Genomic DNA, 19,940 nt, shown 5'->3' with positions numbered 1-19,940 from the left:
CTGCCGGAGTCTTAAGGGCTCTGGCGCGGAGCTTTCGCCGAAGCGATGCGTTGGCGGCCCGATGACGATCGCCTCGCCCGCTCCCCGCCCCGGCATCCCCCGCCGCCCGTTCCTTGGCCTTGCCCTGCTCGGCGCCTTCATCCCCAGGGCACGGGCCGCCGACGGCCTCGCCGCCGTTCTCGATCCCTCCACAAGGGTCGAAACGCTCTACGAGGCGGGCGAATGGTGCGAGGGGCCGGTCTGGGCGCCCGCACTCGGCGGCCTCGTCTTCAGCGACGTGCGCCGCAACCGGATGATGCTGATCCGAACGGACGGCCGCGTCGAGACCTTCCGCGAGCCCTCGAACAACGCCAACGGCAACACGCTCGACCGCGAGGGCCGCCTCGTCACCTGCGAGCACCGCACCGGGCGGGTGGTGCGCCGGGAGGCGGACGGCGCGATGACCGTCCTGGCCGAACGCTTCGAGGACGGCCGCCTCAACTCGCCCAACGACGTGGTCGCGGCGCGCGACGGTGCGCTCTGGTTCACCGATCCGAGCTACGGCATCGATCAGGCCGCGGAGGGCGAGCCGCGCGCCTCCGAGCAAAGGGGCCGCTACGTCTACCGACTTGCGCCCGAGGGCGGGCTGACGCCTGTCACGAGGAACTTCAAGCAGCCCAACGGTCTCGCCTTCTCGCCCGACGAGCGCATTCTCTACGTCTCCGAGTCGGGCGGACCGCAGGAAGGCGCAGCGAGCGAAATCCGCGCCTTCGACGTCTTGGGTGGAACCCTCTCCGGCGGGCGCGTGTTCGCGACGGTCCCCGAGGGCGTGCCGGATGGCGTGAAGGTCGACACCGAGGGCCGGGTCTATGCCGGCACCGGCGACGGCGTGCGGATTTGGGCGCCGGACGGACGCTTTCTCGGCCGCATCCCCACGCAGGGGCCATGCGCCAACGTCGCCTTCGGCGGGCCGGACGGGCGCCGGCTGTTCATCTGCGCCGGCACGCGCGTGCTCGCGGTCGAGACGAAGGCGCGCGGCGCCGGCGTGGCGACGTGACCGAGGCTTCCTCGCCCTCGCTGCGGATCGACCGGCGCGCCCTGCTGGCCGGCGCCGCGTCCCTTGCCGCCATGCACGCGATGCGGCCGTCATCGGCGCTGGCCCAGACTGCGACCGGACCGTTCGGCAAGCTGGAGCTGGTCGTCGCGGCACGGGCGCCGACCACACCCACGGGACTGACGCTCTCGAGGGAGGGCCGCATGTTCCTGTTCATGCCGCGCTTCGATGCGCAGACGGTCTTCACCGCGGGCGAACTATTCCCCGACGGGCGTGTCGTTCCCTATCCGAGCGAGGCGGCGAACCGCCCCGATCCGGCGCGGGCAGCGGACACGCTGTTCCACGTTCCCAACGGGGTTTTCGACACCCGCAACCGCCTTTGGCTGCTGGATGCCGGGCTGATGGCCTCCTCCGGCGAGCCGGTGCCCGGGGCGGCCAAGCTCGTCTGCATCGATCCCGCATCGAACGCGGTCCTGCGCACGATCTCCCTGCAAGCGGTCGTGACGCCGACCTCCTCGCTCAACGACCTGCGGGTGGATCTGCGGCCGGGCCGGGAAGCGGCCTACATCACCGACCAGGGTCAGGACGGCGAGGGTGCGCTGATCGCGGTCGATCTCGCCAGCGGACGGGCCCTGCGCCGGCTGGGAAGCCACGACAGCACCCGGTCGGTGCCTGGCCTCCTCAAGATCGTCGAGGGCCGGACGCTGCTGAAGCGCAAGGCGGACGGCAGCACGAGCCCGATCCAGGGCGGCGCCAACGGCATCGCCCTGAGCCCGGACGGGACGCGCCTGTACTATTCGCCGCTGATGAGCCGGAGGCTCTACGCCGTGGACACCGCGGCGCTCCTCGACGCGTCTTGGGACGATGGGGCCGTCGCCGCCACGGTGCAGAATCTCGGCGAGAAGGGCCTGACCGGCGGGCTCGCCGCCGATTCGCGGGACCGGATCTATCTCAGCCTTCAGGAATTCAACGGCATCGGCCGGCGCGATCCGGACGGCCAGGTCGAGGTGCTGGCCACCGACCCGCGCCTGATCTGGCCGGACACGTTCTGGATCACCGACGAGGGCTGGCTCTACCTGTCCTCCGCCCAGGCCAACCGCCGGCCGGAGCACAACGGCGGCACCGACCGGCAGGAGCCGCCCTACGCCATCTTCCGAATGCGGATCGATGCCGGGCCGGCCTGACGGGTCGGACTACTTCCCGGCGAGCGCGTCCTTCACGACACCGCTGGCGCGGCCGAAATCCATGCGGCCGGCATACTTGGCCTTCAGCGCGGCGATCACCTTGCCCATGTCCTTCGGGCCCGCCGCGCCGGTCTCGGCGATAGCGTCCATGATGGCCGTGCGGGTCTCGGCCTCGTCCATCTGCTGCGGCAGGAAGGCCTGGATGACCTGGGCCTCGGCGCGCTCGGTCTCGGCGAGTTCCGGGCGGCCACCCTGCTCGTAGACGCCCGCGGCCTCCTGGCGCTGCTTGATCATCTTCTGGAGCAGGGCGAGAATTTCGTCGTCGGCGAGCTGGCTCTTGCCGAGTCCGCGCGCCTCGATGTCCTTGTCCTTGAGCGCCGCCTGGATCATGCGCACGGTCGAGAGCTTCTGCTTCTCGCCGGCCTTCATGGCCTCCTTCATCTCGGCGGTGAGGCGCTCGCGCAGCATGATGATGACTCCAGTCGGATGATTCGGCACGGGTGCCCTGCTTGTCCAGGGCATTGCGCAGGGCTGCTCCCGCGCCCAGATTGACCCGGGCGCGGCCGGCTCGCTATGAGCCCCGCGAGAGATCGCCTTGCCCCGCGGCCCGGATCTGCGGCCGCGCGAGGCGGCGGACATAAGCCGGATCGGACCCATGCTGCAAGACGAACCCGCGACCCTGCGCGCCGATCCCGCGCGCACGAACGCCGAAGCAAAGACGCCTGAACCCTGGGCCGAGCCGCTGGTGACGGCGCTGCTCGTGCTGGCCGACGGCACCGTGCTCGAAGGCTTCGGCATCGGTCAGACCGGGGTCGCCGACGGCGAGGTCTGCTTCAACACGGCGATGACGGGCTATCAGGAGATCCTGACCGACCCGTCCTATGCCGGGCAGATCGTCACCTTCACCTTCCCGCATATCGGCAATGTCGGCACCAACGACGAGGATCTGGAGAGCCTGGATCAGGCGCCGGCCTCCGGCGTACGCGGCGCGGTGATCGCCTCCGCCGTCACCAAGCCCTCGAACTGGCGCTCGTCCTCGCATCTCGACGGTTGGCTCAAGGCCCGCGGCATCGTCGGCATCACCGGGATCGACACGCGGGCGCTGACCGCGCTGATCCGCGACCGCGGCATGCCGAACGCCGTGATCGCCAACGATTCGGAGGGCCGCTTCGACCGCGAGGCGCTGAAGGCGCGGGCCGCCGCGCTCGCGCCGATGGAAGGGCTCGACCTCGTGCCGCCGGTGACCTCCCGCGAGACCTCCGCCTGGACGGAGACGGTCTGGGCGGTGAAGGGTGGCTACGGCTCGCGGGCGCCGGGCCAGGGCCTCAAGGTCGTGGCGATCGATTACGGCGTGAAGCGCAACATCCTGCGCCTGCTGGCCGAGGCCGGCTGCGACGTGACCGTGGTGCCGGCCACGACCAAGGCGGAGGACATCCTGGCGCTGAAGCCGGACGGCGTGTTCCTCTCCAACGGCCCCGGCGATCCGGCGGCGACCGGCGAATACGCCGTGCCGGTGATCCGCAGGCTGCTCGACGAGCGGGTGCCGACCTTCGGCATCTGCCTCGGCCACCAGCTCATGGGCCTCGCGCTCGGCGGGCGCACGGTGAAGATGGGCCAGGGCCACCACGGGGCGAACCACCCAGTGAAGGACCACACCACCGGCAAGGTCGAGATCGTCTCGATGAACCACGGCTTCGCGGTCGATCCCGCGAGCCTGCCGCAGACGGCGGTCGAGACCCATGTCTCGCTGTTCGACGGCTCGAATTGCGGCCTCTCGCTCACCGACCGCCCGGCCTTCTCGGTGCAGCACCACCCGGAGGCCTCGCCGGGTCCGCGCGACAGCCATTACCTGTTCGAGCGTTTCGTGAAGCTGATGCGCGAGAACCGGCCCGAGGCCGCGCGTTAAGCGCGAGTCCTGGGACGGCGGCCCGACGGCTGCCGTCCCGGTGTCATAAAAAACTCCAGCTTACCCCCCATCCTCGATTCATGGCCGGATCGGACAAGAATCAGCGGCCGGTATCTTGGGGGTTTGCCGGATGACGCTCGACGACGCGCGCGACGACTTCTCGCGCCTGCATCGCCTCTTCACCTTCCACCTCGGCGTGGCGGTGAGCCTGTCCTGGCTGATGACGCTCTACGCGGCGGCCTATGCCCCCTGGGTGCGCAACATCCGTGCCCTGATCGACCCGGCCGGCCCGATGCGGATCGAGAGCACGCTCTCCTACCTCTTCGTGATGCCCGCGGTCCTGACGCTCGCTTGGGCCTCGGCCTATTTCGGCCGCGAGACCATGCGCCGCTTCCAGACCCTGCCGAACCAGACGCTGGAATTCGCCGCCGCGGCGATGGTGGCCTTCGGCGTGTTCTACCTGTCCATCGACCGGGCCGTGGCCGTGATCGGCGTGGGTTTCTGACGATCCGAGCACGCCTTCGTGCCGGTGGTGCCACCGGCACTCACTCCTCCACCAGCCGCCGCACCTCGCTCTCGGCGAGCAGCCGTACCAGCCGCTGCTCCGCCTCGGCCTCGGCGGCGATGACGACACCGCCGCAGACGCGGCCGCGACCGGTGAAGGTGTAGCGCAGCACCGGGGCCGGCCTCAGCCCGCCCGAGCCCGCCGCACAGAACCCTTCCATCGCGTGCGGCCGGTCGTTGCGCCCGAAGCCAGCCTCCATTCCGGCGGGCTGCCCCTTCAGCGCAACGGCGAGAAACTCCAGGCGTCGCCCGTCCTGCTGAGCCAGCGCCCGGCGCGGGTTCGCGAGCGCCACGAGGGCATCGGGGGAAAGGTGCAGCCGTCCCTCGAAGGAGACGGCGCGCCCCGGCCGCTCGAAGCGGTCGATTACCGCCATCCCGCTCAGGTCGTCGAGCACGAGGAAGAGGCGGGCATGGGCGTAGCCGGGCCCGTGCACGCCGGTGACCAGTTTCAGCACCCTTGCCCCGTCGCGCGCGAGGCGCGCGGTGATCCTGCCCGAACCGGCCACTGTCTCGCGCCCGTCGGGGATCGCGACGTTGTGCGCGCGGGACGAGAGCAGGTAGTGCCGTGCCGGACCGACCTCGACGCCCTCGGCGCCGCCGCCCTCCACGATCCAGCGCCGGGCGCCGGTGGCGAAGGTGAAGGAGGTGCAATCGCGGTGCCCGTGGGGCGATTGCGCGGCATGGGTCAGGGCGAAATGGCCCCAGCCGCGCTCAAGGCCGTGATCGCGCAGGGCGAGCATGCCGGCGGTGCGGCTCTCCGGGATCGGCGTCGCCTCGCGTTCCGCCACGAGGTCGCGGCCCCGGGCGCCGAGCCGTGCGATCCAGGCCGCAGGGTCGAGGCCGGCCGGCGCGTCGCCGAAGGGCGGCAGCCGCCCGCCGGGGTCGAGCAGCCCGGCGAGCCCCGGCAGAGCCGCCTCGACGCGGCGGCGGATCGCCGGACCCGGCTCAGCTTCGCCGAGGGCGGCGGCGATCGCCCGTCCATGACTCAGGAGGTCGAGGCGGCGCACGGGCGAGGCTTCGGCGAAGCGTCCGTCCTCGGGCAGGAGCGCGTCGAAGCCGTGGGTGAGACTGTCCCGGGCCAGGGATTCCCAGTGCTCGGAGAAGGCGAAGCCGGGCAGCGCCCGCGCCAGGGCCAGGAGGGCGGCTGCCGCCTGAAGGCCGTGCAGCGCCCGGGCGAGGGTATTCTGGCTGACGATCTCGGCCAGGGCGAAGCCGTGCCGCGCGGCCTCGGCGGCCAACTCGGCGCGAACCGGCGCGTCCTCGCCCGTGAGCAGGCTCGCCAGCACCTCGCCGCGGGGCGCGAGCGCCGCCGGATGCAGGCTCAACCCGTCCGCGGGCTGTCCCCAGGGATTGGCCCGCGACCACGCGGCGGCGATACCCGGTGCGCGGATCGCCCCGTCGGCACGCGCGGCGAGCGGCAGGAGCCACGCGAGCGACTGATAGGCGAGGCGCCACGCCACCGAGCGGTACGGGTCCTCGCGCCAGTCCGGGGCCTCGGGCAGCGTCCAGTCGGGCAGGCCGGCGAGGCTGAGGATGACGCGCGCGCCCTCGACCCGCAGACTCCGGTCCGGGCCGGCCCGCAAGGCACGGGCTTGCGCTAGGATCGCCGGGGCGGGCGCCTCCGAAGCTGCCAGCCATGAAGCGGGTACGCCCCCGGGCAGGCCGAGCCGGCCGGCGAGGCGGGCGAGGAAGGTCGGCGCGTCGAGGAGATCGTCGTCGCACAGGCTCTCGAGCCGAAAGTCGTCCTCGAGCGCGAGTTCGGGCAGGCCGATCAGCTCGACCTCGGATGCGGCCGGCGCATCCTCCCACACGCCGAAGGCCAGCTCGACCGAGGCGGCGCCGGGCGGCGGCCGCAGGGTCAGGGTGAAGCGCCGGGCCTGCGGCTGAGCCGAGAGGTTGATGACCGCGCCGAGCCCCGGCACGGAGACCGCGTCGGCGTAGGGCGGCGCGATCTCGGCGCCCGCCCGGTCCCGGTAGAGCAGGCGCACCCGCGCGGCGTGCTCGTCGGCCCGGGCGGCGTAGATCTGGCCGCGCAGCACCAGCGCGATCTCCTCGGCAAGGGCGTAGCGCAGCGTCAGCCCCTCCCCCGCCAGGGAGCGTCGACGCGGCCCAGCCTCGGGATCGGGCTCGCCGAGGCGCAGGACCGGGTCGGCCACGCCGATCTCGCGGGTGTTGCGCCAGGAGCGCAGGGTGACGACGAGGCCCTGCGCCTGATCAGGCACCCGGAAGGCGATGCGGAACGGCTCAGGCCCGAGGAGCGCCGGGCCGGGAATCCAGGCGACCTGCGGGTCGAGCAGGCTGCGGGCCAGCCCAGGCACGTGGTCGAGATCGAGGCTGGACCCGTCCGCGGCCAGGAAGTCGAAGCCGGCGGCCGCGCAATCGACGGCAGACGCCGCTTCCTCGCCCTCATCGAAGGCGAGAGCGAAGTGCAGGCAGGCCCAGGCGCCGGGGCGGAGATCGGAAAAACCCAGTCCCACCCGCGAGAAGCGGTGGTTGACGCCGATGCGATGCAGCCCCTCGCCTCCGCCCGTCCCGGCACCGCCGGCGTAGCGGACAGCGGCCGGCCGGAAGCCGTCCGCGTCCGCGCCGTCGGAAGCCGCCGGGGTCGCGGCCCGCTCTACGATCTGGTCCATGGCGCAGGCGCTACCGCGGGGGCGGCCCCTGTCAAGGCGGGAGCCAGCTTCGTGCAAGATTGCCTGCCTAAAGCTCCCCTCCGACGCAGGGACTCGCCTTCCGACTCCGCCCGCGTCCCGCGTTTCTCCAGGGGCCCTTGGGATGGGGGCGTTGCCATGACGACGGGTGTCTACCTGTTCGACCTCGCCTCGCAGCACGCGCGCTACCTCGCGACGCGGCAGGCCACCATCGCCGGGAACGTCGCGAACGCGAACACCCCCGGCTACAAGGCCCGGGACGTGGTGCCCTTCGCCCAGGTCCTGGCCCGGACCGGCCTCGACATGGCCTCGACGGCCAGCGCCCATCTGGAGGCGCAGGGGAGCCGCATCCCCGTGCAGGAGGCCAAATCGACCGGGGGCTGGGAGGTGCTCGAATCGTCGAGCGCGGTCAGCCTGGAGCAGGAGATGCTCAAGGCCGGCACCGTCTCCCGGGAGCACAACCTCGACACGGCGGTGGTGAAGTCCTTCCACCGCATGCTGATGGCGGCGGTGCGGAGCGGGTCATGATCGATCCCCTGCTCTCCGCCTCCCGGCTCGCCAGCGCCGGCCTCGAAGTGCAGTCGCTGCGCATGCGGGTCGTCTCGGAAAATCTCGCCAACGCGCAATCGACCGGCGCGACGCCGGGTGCCGACCCTTACGCCCGCAAGACGGTGACCTTCCGGGCCGAACTCGACCGGGCGGCGGGCGTGGCCTCCGTGCGCCTGCGCGAGATCGGCACCGACACCACCCCGTTCCGCACCGAACACGACCCCGCCAACCCGGCGGCGGACGAGAACGGCAACGTCAAGCTGCCCAACGTGAACATGCTCGTCGAGATGGCGGACATGCGCGAGGCCAACCGCTCCTACGAGGCGAACCTCCAGGTCATCAAACAGGCCCGGGCCATGGTCGCCAGCGTCATCGATCTCCTGAAATCCTAAAAGTCCGCCCGCGATGATCGAAGCCCTCACCTCGCTCGCCGCCTTCGACAAGGTCGCCGGCACCTCGTTTGCCGAGACGGCGCCGGCCCAGAAGGCCGTCTTCAGTCCCTCCGCCGTGTCCGGCATCGCCGGCGCCGCTCCGGCGCCGACCGATTTCGGCAACGTCATGGCCCAGGTCGCCGCCAGCGCTCGGGATGCCCTGCGCACCGGCGAGGCCACGGCGATCTCCGGCATCCAGGGCAAGGCCACCGCTCAAGCTGTGGTCGAGGCCGTGATGTCCGCCGAGCAGAGCCTCCAGACCGTGGTGGCGATCCGCGACAAGGTGGTCGCCGCCTACCTCGAACTCAGCCGCATGCCGATCTGATCGGCCATTCCAAGGATCCCTCGCCATGCGCGCGCTCGCCATCGCCGCCACGGGCATGTCCGCCCAGCAGCTCAATCTCGAAGTCATCGCCAACAACATCGCCAACCTGAACACCACCGGGTTCAAGGGTGCGCGGGCCGAGTTCACCGACTTGCTCTACCAGGCCGAGCGGCAGCAGGGCGTGCCGAACCAAGCGGGCCAGGAGGCGGTGCCGGAGGGCGCGATGCTGGGGCTGGGCGTCCGCGCCGCCGCGATCCGCAACCTGCACCGGCAGGGGTCGCTGGCCAACACCGGCAACCAGCTCGATCTGGCGGTGAACGGGCGCGGCTACTTCCAGATCACCAGCCCGGCGGGCGAGATCAACTACACCCGCGCCGGCTCGTTCAACAAGAACAACGCCGGCCAGCTCGTGACCATGGAAGGCTACGCCGTCGATCCGGCGATCCTGATCCCGGCCAACACGACGCAGGTGACGATCAACGAATCCGGTCAGGTCTTCGCCAAGATCGACGCGCAGGTGGCCCTGCAGAACATCGGCCAGCTGACGCTCGCCAATTTCGCCAACGAATCCGGCCTGGAGCCGCTCGGCAACGGCCTCTACCGCGAGACCCCCGCCTCCGGTGCGCCCGTCGTCGGCAACCCCGGCGACGTGAGCTACGGCCGGCTGCAGCAGGGCTATCTCGAAGGCTCGAACGTCGATCCGGTCAAGGAGATCACCAGCCTGATCACGGCCCAGCGCGCCTTCGAGATGAATTCGAAGGTGATCCAGGCCGCCGACGAGATGGCCGGGACGATCTCCAAGGGCATCCGCTGACACGGCGTCCGCTCGATAAATTCGGTGACTTCTCCGCCCTTGCGAGGCTCAGCGAAAGCAATCCAGGGCTCCGCAGCGTCCGGAAAGGTCGCGCTCTGGATCGCTTCGGCTCCGCCTCGCGATGACGGAGCCCGGCGCAGTCCGAAGCGACCAACCGGAAACGGCATGACCCCCGTCTCTCCCTCTCTCCCTCCGGCGCGATCCCCCATGCCCCGCAAGACTTTCGTCCGCGGCCTCGTGCTCGCCGCCCTCGCGGCCGGTCCGGTCCAGGCGGCCCCCGCCCAGGTCGTCGACGGCGCGGCGAGCACTGAGCTCATGCTGCCGGTGCCGACCGTCACGATCTATCCGGGCGACACGATCAAGGCCTCGATGCTGCGGATGCAGGCCTATCCCGCGACCTACCGGGCGCGCACGGCCGTCATCGACGCCTCGGCGGCGATCGCGGGTCGGGTCGCGCGGCGGATGCTGCTGCCGGGCGAGCCGGTGCCGGTCAACGCCGTGGACGATCCGCGCCTCGTGAGCCGGGGGGCGCCGACGCAGATGATCTTCGAGGAGAACGGCCTCGTCATCACGGCGGTGGGCTCGCCCCTCCAGAACGGGGGTCTCGGCGAGACGATCCGCGTGCGCAACACCGACACCAACCGCATCGTGCTCGGCACGGTGACCGCCGACGGCCGCATCCGGATCGGCGCGCAATGACCCGCCGCCTGCTCCTCGCCGTCCTGCTCGGCCTGCTCACCGGCCTCGGCTTCGCGATGATGGCGGGTCCGGCCCGGGCGGCCGGCACCCGGATCAAGGACATCGCCACGCTCAAGGGCGTGCGCGACAACCAGATCTTCGGCTACGGCCTCGTCACCGGCCTCCAGGGCACCGGCGACACCCTGCGCAACGCGCAGTTCACCGAGCAATCGCTGCAATCCCTGCTCGACCGCCTCGGCATCAACGTGCGCGACGCGCGCCTGCGCACCCGCAACATCGCCGCCGTGATGGTGACCGCCGACCTGCCGCCCTATACCGGCACCGGCTCGCGCATCGACGTCACCGTGACCTCCATGGGCGACGCCACCTCGTTGCGCGGCGGCACGCTGCTGATGACGCCGCTGACCGGCGGCGACGGCCTCGTCTACGCCGCGGCGCAGGGGCCGCTCGCCGTCTCCGGCTTCACGGTGCAGGGGCAGGCCGAGCAGTTGACGCAGGGCGTGCCGACGGCGGGCCGCATCCCCAACGGCGCCCTGATCGAGCGCGAGGTGCCCGGCACCTTCCGCGATCTGCCCGAACTCGTGTTCGAGCTGAAGAACCCCGACTTCAAGACCGCGACGCAGGTCGCCGACGCCATCAACGCGTGGTCGATGGGCGCCTTCAACCGGCGCATCGCCAGCGCCCGCGACCAGCGCTCCGTCGTGGTGATGCGCGGGCGCCAGATGGCCCAGACCCGGCTGGTGGCGCAGATCGGCGACCTGACGATCCAGCCCGACACCCCGGCCCGGGTCGTGGTCGACCAACGCACCGGCACGGTGGTGATCGGGCGCAACGTGACGATCTCCACCGTCGCCGTGACTCACGGCAACCTGACGGTCCGGGTCACCGAGGCACCGGAGGTGTCGCAGCCCGAGCCCTTCTCCAACGGCCAGACCGTCGTGGTGCCCCGGACCGAGGTGGCGGCGCGGGAGGAGCGCGGCAAGCTCGCCATCCTCGGCGGCTCGGACCTCCAGACGCTGGTGCGCGGCCTCAATCAGGTCGGGCTGAAGCCCACCGACATCATCGCGATCCTGCAGGCGGTGAAGACCGCCGGCGCTCTTCAGGCCGAACTCGTGGTGCAGTGATGAGAGCAACGCTGCGCATCGCCCTGTGCTGGCTCGCCCTGTCCGGGACCGTCCTCGCGGCCGGAGGCGACCATGCCGACCCGGCCAAGGACGCCGCCCTGCGGGCACTCGCGGCCCGCAACGCGCCGAAAGACGTCTCGGCCCAGGACTTCGTCGCCAAGGAGCCGGCCAAGACAGGCTACTGCGCCACCATTGCCGACGCCGCGGCCGATGCCCGCTTCGCGTGGCAGAAGGAAGAGCTCGCGGCGATGGAGCGGCAGGTCGAGGAGCGCATCAAGCTCCTCGAAGAGAAGCGCGCCGAGTACGAGGCTTGGCTCAAGCGCCGCAACGAGTTCCTGGCCAAGGCCGACGAGAGCGTGGTCGCGGTCTATGCCAAGATGCGGCCCGACGCGGCCGCACTCCAGCTCGCCAACATGCCCGACGAGGCGGCGGCCGCCCTGCTGACCAAGCTCAACGCCCGCACCGCGAGCGCCATCCTCTCCGAGATGGAGGCGGCCCGCGCCGCCGGGCTTGCCCGTGCGATGTCGGAGTCCGGCCGCAAGGACGCGACCGCGCCGGCTCAGAAAAAGAACCAGAGGTCGTGATGCGCCCTGCTCTCCCCTTCGCCACGGCCCTGCTGGCCCTCTCGCTCGGCGCCTGCCAGAGCGATCTCGACCGCCTCGGCCGTCCGCCCGTGCTGACGCCGATCGGCACGGGGCTCAACGCGCCCCGCGAGCCGCTGCCGACCTCCTTCGGGGCGCTCGGCGGACGCCGCAGCTACCACTCGACCTGGAGCCCGGCGAGCGCGGCGCTCTACCAGGATCCCCGTGCCCGCGATGTCGGCGACGTTATCACGGTCAGCATCGCCATCAACGACAAGGCGCAGTTCGACAACGCCACCGAGCGTGAGCGCAGCCAGAAGAGCTTCCTGGGCTTCGATTTCGGCTACGGCGTCTCGGGGCTGAAGGATTCCGCCACCGCCGACACCGGCATCCGCTCCGGCACCGAGACCAAGGGCCAGGGCTCGATCGACCGCAAGGAATCGCTCAGCCTCTCGGTCGCGGCGGTCGTCACCGAAGTGCTGCCCAACGGCAACGTGGTGATCTCGGGCTCCCAGGAGGTGAGGGTCAACAACGAAGTGCGCGTGCTCAACGTCGCCGGCATCGTCCGCCCGCGGGACATCTCGCGCAAGAACACCATCGACTACGACAAGATCGCCGAGGCGCGCATCTCCTACGGCGGGCGCGGGCGCCTCACCGACGTGCAGAACCCGACGCTGGGCCAGCAGGTCTTCGAGACCGTGGCGCCGTTCTGACGGGGGCGAACATGACGGACGCCAAGGATACCAAGAAGGGCGGCAGGGGCTGGATCGGGGCGCTCGCCCTGGTCACGCTCGTCGCCGTCGGCACCGGGGGCGGGCTCGGCGTCTATCTGCTGGGCAGCGTCGAGAAGTCGGTGGACCTCAAGAAGCGCGAGGAAGCCGACAAGGCGGTGAAGGTGCTGAACTACACGGGCGATCTGAGCCTGCGCAGCATCGGCTCCGTGGTGGCCAACCTCGCCGAGCCGACGGATTCCTGGGTGCGGATCGAATCCTCGATCGTCTTCAAGACCGGGTCGCTGCCGAACCCCGACGTGACCTTGGCCGAGATCCGCGCCGACGCGCTCGCCTACCTGCGCACGCTCTCCATGGCGCAGATCGAGGGCGCGAGCGGCCTTCAGCACCTGCGCGAGGATCTCAACGAACGCGTCGCGATCCGCACCAAGGGGGCGGTGCGCGAACTCATCGTCGAATCGCTGGTGGTGCAATGAGCGGGCGGATGGTTCGACGCCTCGCGCTGGCCGGCTTTGTTCTGGGTCTCACCGCCACCGCCGCCCTGGCGCAGGGCGCCTCCCCCGGCGGCGTCACCGGCGTGCCCGGCCTTGACGCGCTGCTGCCGCCCGGCAACGGGGCGGCGTCCGGGCGCATCATCCAGCTCGTCGCGCTGCTCACCGTGCTGTCGCTGGCGCCGGGTCTGCTCGTGATGGTGACGAGCTTCACCCGCTTTGCCGTCGCCTTCTCGTTCCTGCGCTCGGGGCTGGGGCTTCAGAGCACGCCGGCCAACCTGTTCCTCGTCTCGCTGGCCCTGTTCATGACCTTCTACGTCATGGCGCCGACCTTCGACCGTGCCTGGAACGAGGGCGTGAAGCCGCTGCAGGAGAACCGCATCGGCGAGGAGGAGGCTCTCGGTAAGATCGTCGAGCCGTTCAGGGAGTTCATGACCCAGCACGTGCGCCCGAAGGACCTTCAGACCTTCACGGATCTGGCGAGCCGCAACTTCCCCAAGGCGGAGGCCGGGGACAAGATCGACCTGCGCATCCTGATCCCGGCCTTCATGATCTCGGAGCTGCGCCGGGGCTTCGAGATCGGCTTCCTGATCGTGCTGCCCTTCCTCGTGATCGACATCATCGTCTCCACCATCGTGATGTCGATGGGCATGATGATGCTGCCGCCGACCGTGATCTCGCTGCCGTTCAAGGTGCTGTTCTTCATCCTGATCGACGGCTGGAATCTGTTGGTGAGCGGACTGGTGCGGTCGTTCTTCTGACGCGGGGCCGTGCGCGCGCGTCGCGAGGCCTCCACCCGGCCGCCTTCGCGGAGAGCGGCAAGCGTGGGCGCCGCCGCCCGCTCAGCGTACGACCGTCCAGAAATCCTGGCCGAAGGCCTGCATCATACGTCCGTGAAGCGCGTTCAAGCGCATCAGAGCCGCGCTCGCATCGGCACGCAATGCGATGTCCGGCTCATCCTCGTCAGGGTCGCCCTCCATCATGAAGAGCGTTCCGTCACGGCACGCAATCTGAACGAACCAACCTTGGTCGATGTCGTCCCAGACCAAGCCGTCAGAACCTGCACCGGCCAGGGCCGTCAGGATGGCGGCGGTCTCCCTCACATCGTCGGTCCAGGGGAAGGACAGGACGGGTTGATCTGCTTCCAGGATGGTGGGCGTGACGCGAAAATATGGGAACGGCTTCGCGATGGCATCGCGCTTGCCGTGTTTTTCGGCGGTGGTGATCAGCCTCTCGTAGAAGGCGATCAGAGCCGCCTCCCGGCCGATCAAGTCGACCGTCGGCACGAAGCCGTACAGGCGCGGCGGCAACTCCGGAGGGTCGAGAAAAACCCGCGAGGATTCCCATTCCTGCTGGCTGAAGCCGTTCTCCGGTCCAGTGTAGAGGCTGGCGGCGATTCCGAAGACGGCATCGCAGAGAAATGGGCCGAGCGGCCGGGCCCGCGCCATCCGGGCCTCGTCGGGCATATCGAACATCATCGCTTGTCCTCCCCCTTACCCCGGACGCAGAACGGACACCGAGCCGCAACCCCCGCGCAAGGCTGACCTCCCAAACAGACGACCGACGCATGTCAGGTCGCCAGCAGGGTTGGTTCGGGGATGTTCGGTCGCGAGCAAGCCGAGAGATTGTGGAGCAACATCGTCGATCTCGGCGCGAGGCGGCTGATCGCCCTCGGGCTGGTCGGCCTGCTGGTGTTTCTCGGCGTCGGAATCGGCGCCTATTATCTCAGCCGTCCGGCGCAGGAGACGCTCTATACCGGGCTGTCGCGCGAGGACGTGGCGCGCATCGGCGGCGTCCTCAAGGACAGCGGCATCCCCTTCGACGTGTCGTCCGACGGCACGGCGGTGCTCGTCTCCTTCGGCCACACCGCGCAGGCGCGGATGCTGCTCGCCGAGAAGGGCCTGCCGCAGAGCTCCAAATCCGGCTACGAGCTGTTCAACGACCTGGGCTCGCTGGGCATGACCTCCTTCATGCAGGAGGTGACCCGGGTGCGGGCGCTGGAGGGCGAGATCGCCCGCACCATCCAGGGCATGAAGGGCGTGCGCGCCGCCCGCGTCCACCTCGTCCTGCCCGACCGCGGCTCGTTCCGCCGCGACCAGCAGCCGGCCTCGGCCTCCGTGGTGGTGCGCACCGAGCCCGCCGACGACGTGTCCGGCGCTCAGGCCATCCGTCAGCTCGTCGCCTCGGCCATTCCCGGCATGAAGCCCGACCGCGTCACCGTGATCGGCTCGGAAGGCACGGTGCTGCTCGCGGGCGACGACGCCGGCACGGCGCCGACCGGCAAGATGGCGACGCTGGAAAAATCGGTCAGCCGCGAGATGCAGGACAACATCCGCCGCACGCTCAGCCCCTATCTCGGGGTCGGCAATTTCGAGGTCAGCGTCGCGACGCAGCTCAACACGGACAAGACCTCGACCAACGAGACGATTTACAACCCCGACCAGCGGGTCGAGCGCTCGGTGCGCTCGATGCGCGAGAACGAGAACAGCCAGAACCGCAACAGCCAGCGCCCCACCAGCGCCCAGGAGAACCTGCCCGACCAGCGCACCCGCTCGGACGGCAACGACCAGTCGAGCAACGAGAGTTCGAAGAAGGAGGATCTCACCAACTACGAGATCTCCCAGAAGACGATCCAGACGGTGAGCGACGGCTACGCGATCCGCCGGCTCTCGGTCGCGGTGCTGGTCAACCGCTCGCGGCTGACCGCGCTTGCCGGCCCGGACGACAAGGCGGGCCTCGACAAGCAGATCTCGGAGATCGAGGAGTTGGTCGGCTCGGCCGCGGGCTTCAGCCGGGAGCGCGGCGACACGATCAAGGTGGCGGCGGTCGGCTTCGTCAACGACGGCCAGCCGCTGGAACCGGTGCCGCCGCTCTCGCTCACCGACGTGATGATGAAGCAGTCCGGCACGCTCATCAACGCGGCGACGATCCTCGTCGTGGCCGGCCTGTTGATCTGGTTCGGCCTGCGCCCGGCCCTGCGCGCGATCCTGGCGACGCCGGACACCGCCGGGCTCGAAACCACGGCACTCGCCGGCCCCGAGAGCGCGCCGGCACTCGCCGGAAGCCTCGCTGCCGAGGGCCCCTTGGCTCTCTCCGCGTCCGCTGCCGCGCTTCCCGGCGCCACCGGCCGGGACGAGCCGGCCAAGCTTCCCGCGCCGGGCGTGGCCGGGCTGCTGGAGGAGCTGGAGGACAAGATGGCCCGCTCGCCGCAGAAGCGGCTGGAGCAGCTCATCGACATCGACGAGGAGCAGGTCGCGGCCGTCCTCAAGCGCTGGCTCATGCGTGAGGAGCCGGCGTGATGGACGCGGTGCTCGCCCGCTACCTGCCGGACTTTTCCGCGCCGCCGCCGCCCGCGGCGGTGGCCGAGGAGCCGGATTTTTCCTCGGCGTGGTTCCGTGCTCCGGCGGCCGCGCCGGTCCCGGTCGCCGCCCCGGCCCCTGCCGGGCCCGAGATCGAACCGTTCCTGCCTCGTGCCGCCGTGGCGCGTCCGGCCGAGGATCGCGAGGCGCTGATCGCCGCCGCCGAGGCGCGGGGGCGCGCGCAGGGCCGGGCGGAGGCGCTGGCCGAGGCACAGGCGCAGTCCGCGCAAGAGCGCGCGGCGCAGCGGGCTCGGTTCGAGGAGCAGGTGGCACAGGCCCGCCGGGACTGGAGCGCGGCACAGAGCGAAACCTTGGCCGTCGGCTTCGAAGCGGCGATGCAGGCGCTCGACGCCGCCTTGTCGGATCGCGTCGCCCGGCTGATGGCGCCGGTGCTCGGCCAAGCGCTGCAGCGTCGGGCGCTCGACGAACTCGGCGCCGCCCTCAGGCACATCCTGGCCGAGCCGCAGCGGCCGGCCGTGCGGGTGCGCGGCCCGGAAGATCTGATCGCGGCGCTCGAAGCGCGGCTCGGCGGGCTTTCGGCCGGCATCGCCTTCGAGGCGGATGCGGGGCCGGAGGTGAGCGTGAGTGCCGGCGAGACCGTGATCGAGACCGAACTCGCGGCCTGGAGCCGCCTGATCGCCGCGGCGGTCGCGGAGGCGTGAGATGTCGGAACGCCCTCACGAGATCATCATCATCAAGCGCCACGGCGACCACGAGGACGGCCATCACGGCGGCGCCTGGAAGATCGCGCTCGCCGACTTCATGACGGCGATGATGGCCCTGTTCCTGGTGATGTGGCTGATCAACTCCACCAGCAAGGAGCAGAAGCAGACCATCGCCGAGTATTTCAACCCGGTGAAGCTCGCCGAGGTCACCCACGACCGCAAAGGCGTGAACGACCCGCAGGACACCCCCAACGACCCCGCCCCGACCGGCAAGGGCAAGGGTGACGGCGGCAGCGCCGAGGGTGACGGCAAGGCCGGCGCGCCGGGCAGCCGCGCCCGCGAATCCGCCCTGTTCCAAGACCCGTACGCCGTCCTCGCCCGGCTCGCCGCGGAGGCCGAGGCCGCCGGAGCGGACGCCGCGAGCGCGGATGCGAGCGCGCTCGACGCCGGTCAGCCGGGCGTGGCCGGCGGCGAGACAGGGCGCGACCCCTTCGACCCGCTCTACTGGCAGGTCGCCGCCCTGCCGCGCCAGCGCACCGATCATCCCGGCGCCCTCGACACCGTCGCCGCGGCGCCGGCCGAGGCCCGCATCGACGCGCGCGCCGCAGCGGCCACCGCCGGGAAGAAGGACGCGTCGAAGGACAATGCCAAGGACAATGCCAAGGACATTGCGCGGCAGAGCCTGCGCGAGGCCATGCGGCAGGCCGGGGTGAAGCTCGCGTCCGCCGAACCGATGCCGCTCGATCTGCCCGACCCCAAGCCCGCCGAGATCGCCAAGCCCGCGCCCGAAGACGCGCCGGAGCCGACCGCATCCGAGGTCAAGCCGGCGCAGCCCGAGCCCAAGCGCATGGCCAGGGCGGACGTGCCCGCCCTCAAGGAGCCGCCTGCCGCGGCCGATCACGCGGCGAAAGCGGCCGAGACCGCGGCTTTGTCCGCCCTGAAGGCCGAGATCGCCCGGGCCGTGCCGGCTTTGCCCAACGGCGCGCCCGCGCCGCATGTCGAGGTGCGCCGCACCGGCGAGGGCGTGCTCATCAGCATCACCGACGAGATCAACTTCAGCATGTTCGGGATCGGCTCGGCCGAGCCGACGCCGAAGGTGGTCAAGGCGCTGGAGCGCATCGCCAAGATCCTCAACGCACGCCCCGGCCGCATCGTCGTGCGCGGCCATACCGATGGCCGGCCGTTCCGCTCGGAGAGCTACGACAACTGGCGCCTCTCCTCGGCCCGGGCGCAGATGGCCTCCTACATGCTCGTGCGCGGCGGCCTCGACGAGGCGCGCATCGAGCGTATCGAGGGCTATGCCGACCGCCAGCCCCGCATCGCCGCCGACCCGAAGGCCGCCGAGAACCGCCGCATCGAGATCCTGCTGCGGGGTCTGCCGGAATGATCGTCTCGATCTTTTCGGCCCGCCCGACAGCTCGGCGTCTTCGTAGGGCCGGTATCGCGCGGCCCGGCCAAGCGCTTCAGCAGTGCGGCACGCCCGGAGGGTCCGGGTGGACGCGACAAGCGGCGAGCAGGACCGGGAGGCGCCGCGCCGCGACGACAGCGGGCGTGCTGGCCCGACCCGCATCATGGCTCGGGCACTGCGCCGCCGTCCTCCTCGCGCTCGTCCTGGTCGCCGTTCCGGCCAGCGCCGCCGATCACGGCGACGCGCCCGCAGCCGACAGCCATGGCGGCCACGGCGCGCCGGCAAAGCCCGTCGAACCGCTGCCGGTGACGGCGCACGGCCTGCCCGTCGAGCTGACGCGCACCCTCCAGCTGCTGCAGGACCGCATCGCCCGCGGCTCGACCCAGGCGCACCTCGCGCAGCGCCAGCTCCTCGGCCATATCGAGCAGCGGCTGACCGCCCTCGTCCCCGAGACCTGGGCGGAGGCGGAAAACGTGCGGGCCGCCGTCACCTTCGCGCTCGCGGGGGGCGGGCCGGCGGTGCTGCGGGTGCTGCTCGCATCCGGCAAGGCGCCGGAGGCGGAGCAGCCCCTGGCGCTCGGCGCCCTCGCCTATCTCGAAGGGCGCGAACGGGACGCCCGGGCCAAGCTCGCGGGCATCGACCCGCGCACGATGCCCGCCGGGCTCGCGGGACAGCTCGCGCTGACGCAATCGGCGCTGATGGTGCGCGAGGCCCCCGCCAAATCGCTCGAACTACTCGATCTCGCCCGGCTCCTGGCGCCCGGCACCCTGGTGGAAGAGGGCGCGTTGCGCCGCCAGATCTTCGTCGTGGCGCAGGGTGGCGACGCGCGGCGCTTCGAGGCGCTGTCGATCCAATACCTGCGCCGGTTCCGCCGCTCGGTCTACGCCGGCAATTTCCGACAGCGCTTCGCCGGGGCGCTCACCCGCCTCGATTTCGACAGCGACCGCACCCGCATCGCCAGCCTGGAGCGGATGCTCGACGAGATCGAGCCGGAGAGCCGCCGCGACCTCTACCTGCTCGTGGCACGGGCGGGGCTGGAGCAGGGCCGCCGGGAAACGGCCCTCTTCGCCGCCGAGCGGGCGATGGGGCTCGCCGCACCGGAATCGCGGCCGGCGGCACAGGCGCGACTCTATCGCGGCGCGGCGCTGATCGTGGCCGACGGACGCTTCGAGGAGGGCTACGAGGCTCTGCGCGGCCTCGACCGCACCGATTTCGCGCCGCCCGACGCGGAGTTGCTCGATGCCGCGCTCTCGACGGCCCAGCAGATCCGCACGCCGACCCCGGCCACCGAGACGGCCGCCGCTCCGGCGGCCTCGGCCAGCCGCCCGATCCCCGAATCCGGCTCGCTCCTTCGGGCGCAGGAGGCGCTGGCCCGGGCCGAGCGCGCCATGGGTGCCGCCACCGGCACCCCCTGAACCCATCCAC

General features: G+C 71.1%; 21 protein-coding genes. 18 read left to right on the top strand and 3 right to left on the bottom strand.

The window, feature by feature from the left end; all coding sequences use genetic code 11:
- Window positions 1-61 precede the first annotated feature (61 nt).
- Together ACPCJR_RS23765 and ACPCJR_RS23760 are read left to right on the top strand one after the other, a co-directional pair.
- Window positions 62-1,036, top strand: coding sequence for an SMP-30/gluconolactonase/LRE family protein (locus tag ACPCJR_RS23765; protein ID WP_391515314.1), 975 nt, complete (start codon window positions 62-64; stop codon window positions 1,034-1,036).
- A 71-nt stretch (window positions 1,037-1,107) separates the two neighbouring features.
- The gene (locus ACPCJR_RS23760) at window positions 1,108-2,217 is read left to right on the top strand and encodes an L-dopachrome tautomerase-related protein (protein WP_391515417.1); all 1,110 of its coding nucleotides are present in this window, start codon (window positions 1,108-1,110) and stop codon (window positions 2,215-2,217) included.
- 9 nt (window positions 2,218-2,226) lie between these two features.
- Here ACPCJR_RS23760 and ACPCJR_RS23755 read toward each other — a convergent pair whose 3' ends face one another.
- Window positions 2,227-2,685, bottom strand: coding sequence for a GatB/YqeY domain-containing protein (locus tag ACPCJR_RS23755; RefSeq protein ID WP_110350673.1), 459 nt, complete (start codon window positions 2,683-2,685; stop codon window positions 2,227-2,229).
- Between the two features lie 187 nt (window positions 2,686-2,872).
- Here ACPCJR_RS23755 and carA point away from each other — a divergent pair, with 187 nt between their 5' ends.
- On the top strand, window positions 2,873-4,123 hold the full coding sequence (gene carA / locus ACPCJR_RS23750) for a glutamine-hydrolyzing carbamoyl-phosphate synthase small subunit (RefSeq protein ID WP_391515316.1): 1,251 nt from the start codon (window positions 2,873-2,875) through the stop codon (window positions 4,121-4,123).
- Between the two features lie 130 nt (window positions 4,124-4,253).
- Window positions 4,254-4,628: a hypothetical protein gene (locus ACPCJR_RS23745; RefSeq protein WP_110350675.1), complete on the top strand. Its 375-nt coding sequence runs from the start codon at window positions 4,254-4,256 to the stop codon at window positions 4,626-4,628.
- A gap of 40 nt (window positions 4,629-4,668) precedes the next feature.
- Here ACPCJR_RS23745 and ACPCJR_RS23740 read toward each other — a convergent pair whose 3' ends face one another.
- Window positions 4,669-7,320 (bottom strand): heparinase II/III domain-containing protein, encoded by a 2,652-nt coding sequence (locus ACPCJR_RS23740; protein ID WP_391515318.1) that lies wholly within the window; start codon window positions 7,318-7,320, stop codon window positions 4,669-4,671.
- A gap of 156 nt (window positions 7,321-7,476) precedes the next feature.
- Between ACPCJR_RS23740 and flgB the strand changes: the two genes are divergently transcribed.
- The 10 genes from flgB (at window position 7,477) to fliP (ending at window position 13,844) form a co-directional block, all read left to right on the top strand.
- On the top strand, window positions 7,477-7,866 hold the full coding sequence (flgB, locus tag ACPCJR_RS23735) for a flagellar basal body rod protein FlgB (RefSeq protein WP_391515320.1): 390 nt from the start codon (window positions 7,477-7,479) through the stop codon (window positions 7,864-7,866).
- Entirely contained in the window at window positions 7,866-8,279 is a 414-nt protein-coding gene (flgC, locus tag ACPCJR_RS23730; RefSeq protein WP_391515419.1) for a flagellar basal body rod protein FlgC, read from the top strand. The genes flgB and flgC overlap by 1 nt, the downstream gene beginning before the upstream one ends.
- Window positions 8,280-8,292: 13 nt before the next feature.
- Window positions 8,293-8,643: a flagellar hook-basal body complex protein FliE gene (locus tag ACPCJR_RS23725; protein ID WP_391515322.1), complete on the top strand. Its 351-nt coding sequence runs from the start codon at window positions 8,293-8,295 to the stop codon at window positions 8,641-8,643.
- A gap of 25 nt (window positions 8,644-8,668) precedes the next feature.
- The gene (gene flgG, locus ACPCJR_RS23720) at window positions 8,669-9,457 is read left to right on the top strand and encodes a flagellar basal-body rod protein FlgG (protein WP_391515324.1); all 789 of its coding nucleotides are present in this window, start codon (window positions 8,669-8,671) and stop codon (window positions 9,455-9,457) included.
- 207 nt (window positions 9,458-9,664) lie between these two features.
- Window positions 9,665-10,156, top strand: coding sequence for a flagellar basal body P-ring formation chaperone FlgA (gene flgA, locus ACPCJR_RS23715; RefSeq protein ID WP_391515326.1), 492 nt, complete (start codon window positions 9,665-9,667; stop codon window positions 10,154-10,156).
- Window positions 10,153-11,280 (top strand): flagellar basal body P-ring protein FlgI, encoded by a 1,128-nt coding sequence (gene flgI, locus ACPCJR_RS23710; RefSeq protein WP_110350682.1) that lies wholly within the window; start codon window positions 10,153-10,155, stop codon window positions 11,278-11,280. Before flgA ends, flgI begins: the two co-directional genes overlap by 4 nt.
- The gene (locus ACPCJR_RS23705; protein WP_391515327.1) at window positions 11,280-11,864 is read left to right on the top strand and encodes a MotE family protein; all 585 of its coding nucleotides are present in this window, start codon (window positions 11,280-11,282) and stop codon (window positions 11,862-11,864) included. Before flgI ends, ACPCJR_RS23705 begins: the two co-directional genes overlap by 1 nt.
- Window positions 11,864-12,574: a flagellar basal body L-ring protein FlgH gene (gene flgH / locus ACPCJR_RS23700; protein WP_391515329.1), complete on the top strand. Its 711-nt coding sequence runs from the start codon at window positions 11,864-11,866 to the stop codon at window positions 12,572-12,574. Before ACPCJR_RS23705 ends, flgH begins: the two co-directional genes overlap by 1 nt.
- 11 nt (window positions 12,575-12,585) lie before the next feature.
- Window positions 12,586-13,068: a flagellar basal body-associated FliL family protein gene (locus tag ACPCJR_RS23695; protein WP_391515330.1), complete on the top strand. Its 483-nt coding sequence runs from the start codon at window positions 12,586-12,588 to the stop codon at window positions 13,066-13,068.
- 8 nt (window positions 13,069-13,076) lie between these two features.
- Complete coding sequence (gene fliP / locus ACPCJR_RS23690) at window positions 13,077-13,844, top strand: flagellar type III secretion system pore protein FliP (RefSeq protein ID WP_391515332.1); 768 nt, start codon at window positions 13,077-13,079, stop codon at window positions 13,842-13,844.
- 81 nt (window positions 13,845-13,925) lie between these two features.
- On the opposite strand, the gene ACPCJR_RS23685 is transcribed toward fliP, so the two are convergent.
- A complete protein-coding gene (locus tag ACPCJR_RS23685) occupies window positions 13,926-14,561 on the bottom strand; it encodes a hypothetical protein (protein WP_391515334.1) in 636 nt (211 codons plus the stop codon).
- Between the two features lie 120 nt (window positions 14,562-14,681).
- Between ACPCJR_RS23685 and fliF the strand changes: the two genes are divergently transcribed.
- The 4 genes from fliF to ACPCJR_RS23665 are packed head-to-tail and all read left to right on the top strand — an operon-like array spanning window position 14,682 to window position 19,930.
- A complete protein-coding gene (fliF, locus tag ACPCJR_RS23680) occupies window positions 14,682-16,382 on the top strand; it encodes a flagellar basal-body MS-ring/collar protein FliF (RefSeq protein ID WP_391515336.1) in 1,701 nt (566 codons plus the stop codon).
- On the top strand, window positions 16,382-17,104 hold the full coding sequence (locus ACPCJR_RS23675) for a hypothetical protein (RefSeq protein WP_391515338.1): 723 nt from the start codon (window positions 16,382-16,384) through the stop codon (window positions 17,102-17,104). Before fliF ends, ACPCJR_RS23675 begins: the two co-directional genes overlap by 1 nt.
- Before the next feature lies 1 nt (window position 17,105).
- Window positions 17,106-18,494, top strand: coding sequence for a MotB family protein (locus ACPCJR_RS23670; protein ID WP_391515340.1), 1,389 nt, complete (start codon window positions 17,106-17,108; stop codon window positions 18,492-18,494).
- Window positions 18,491-19,930, top strand: coding sequence for a chemotaxis protein (locus ACPCJR_RS23665; RefSeq protein WP_391515342.1), 1,440 nt, complete (start codon window positions 18,491-18,493; stop codon window positions 19,928-19,930). Before ACPCJR_RS23670 ends, ACPCJR_RS23665 begins: the two co-directional genes overlap by 4 nt.
- The last annotated feature ends 10 nt before the right edge of the window (window positions 19,931-19,940 follow it).

This window comes from Methylobacterium sp. NPDC097929 (assembly GCF_049543375.1).
In the GTDB taxonomy this organism is placed as follows: Bacteria; Pseudomonadota; Alphaproteobacteria; order Rhizobiales; family Beijerinckiaceae; genus Methylobacterium.
Note: the sequence above shows the minus strand (reverse complement) of the source record. Positions and strands in the feature narration are given on the sequence as shown.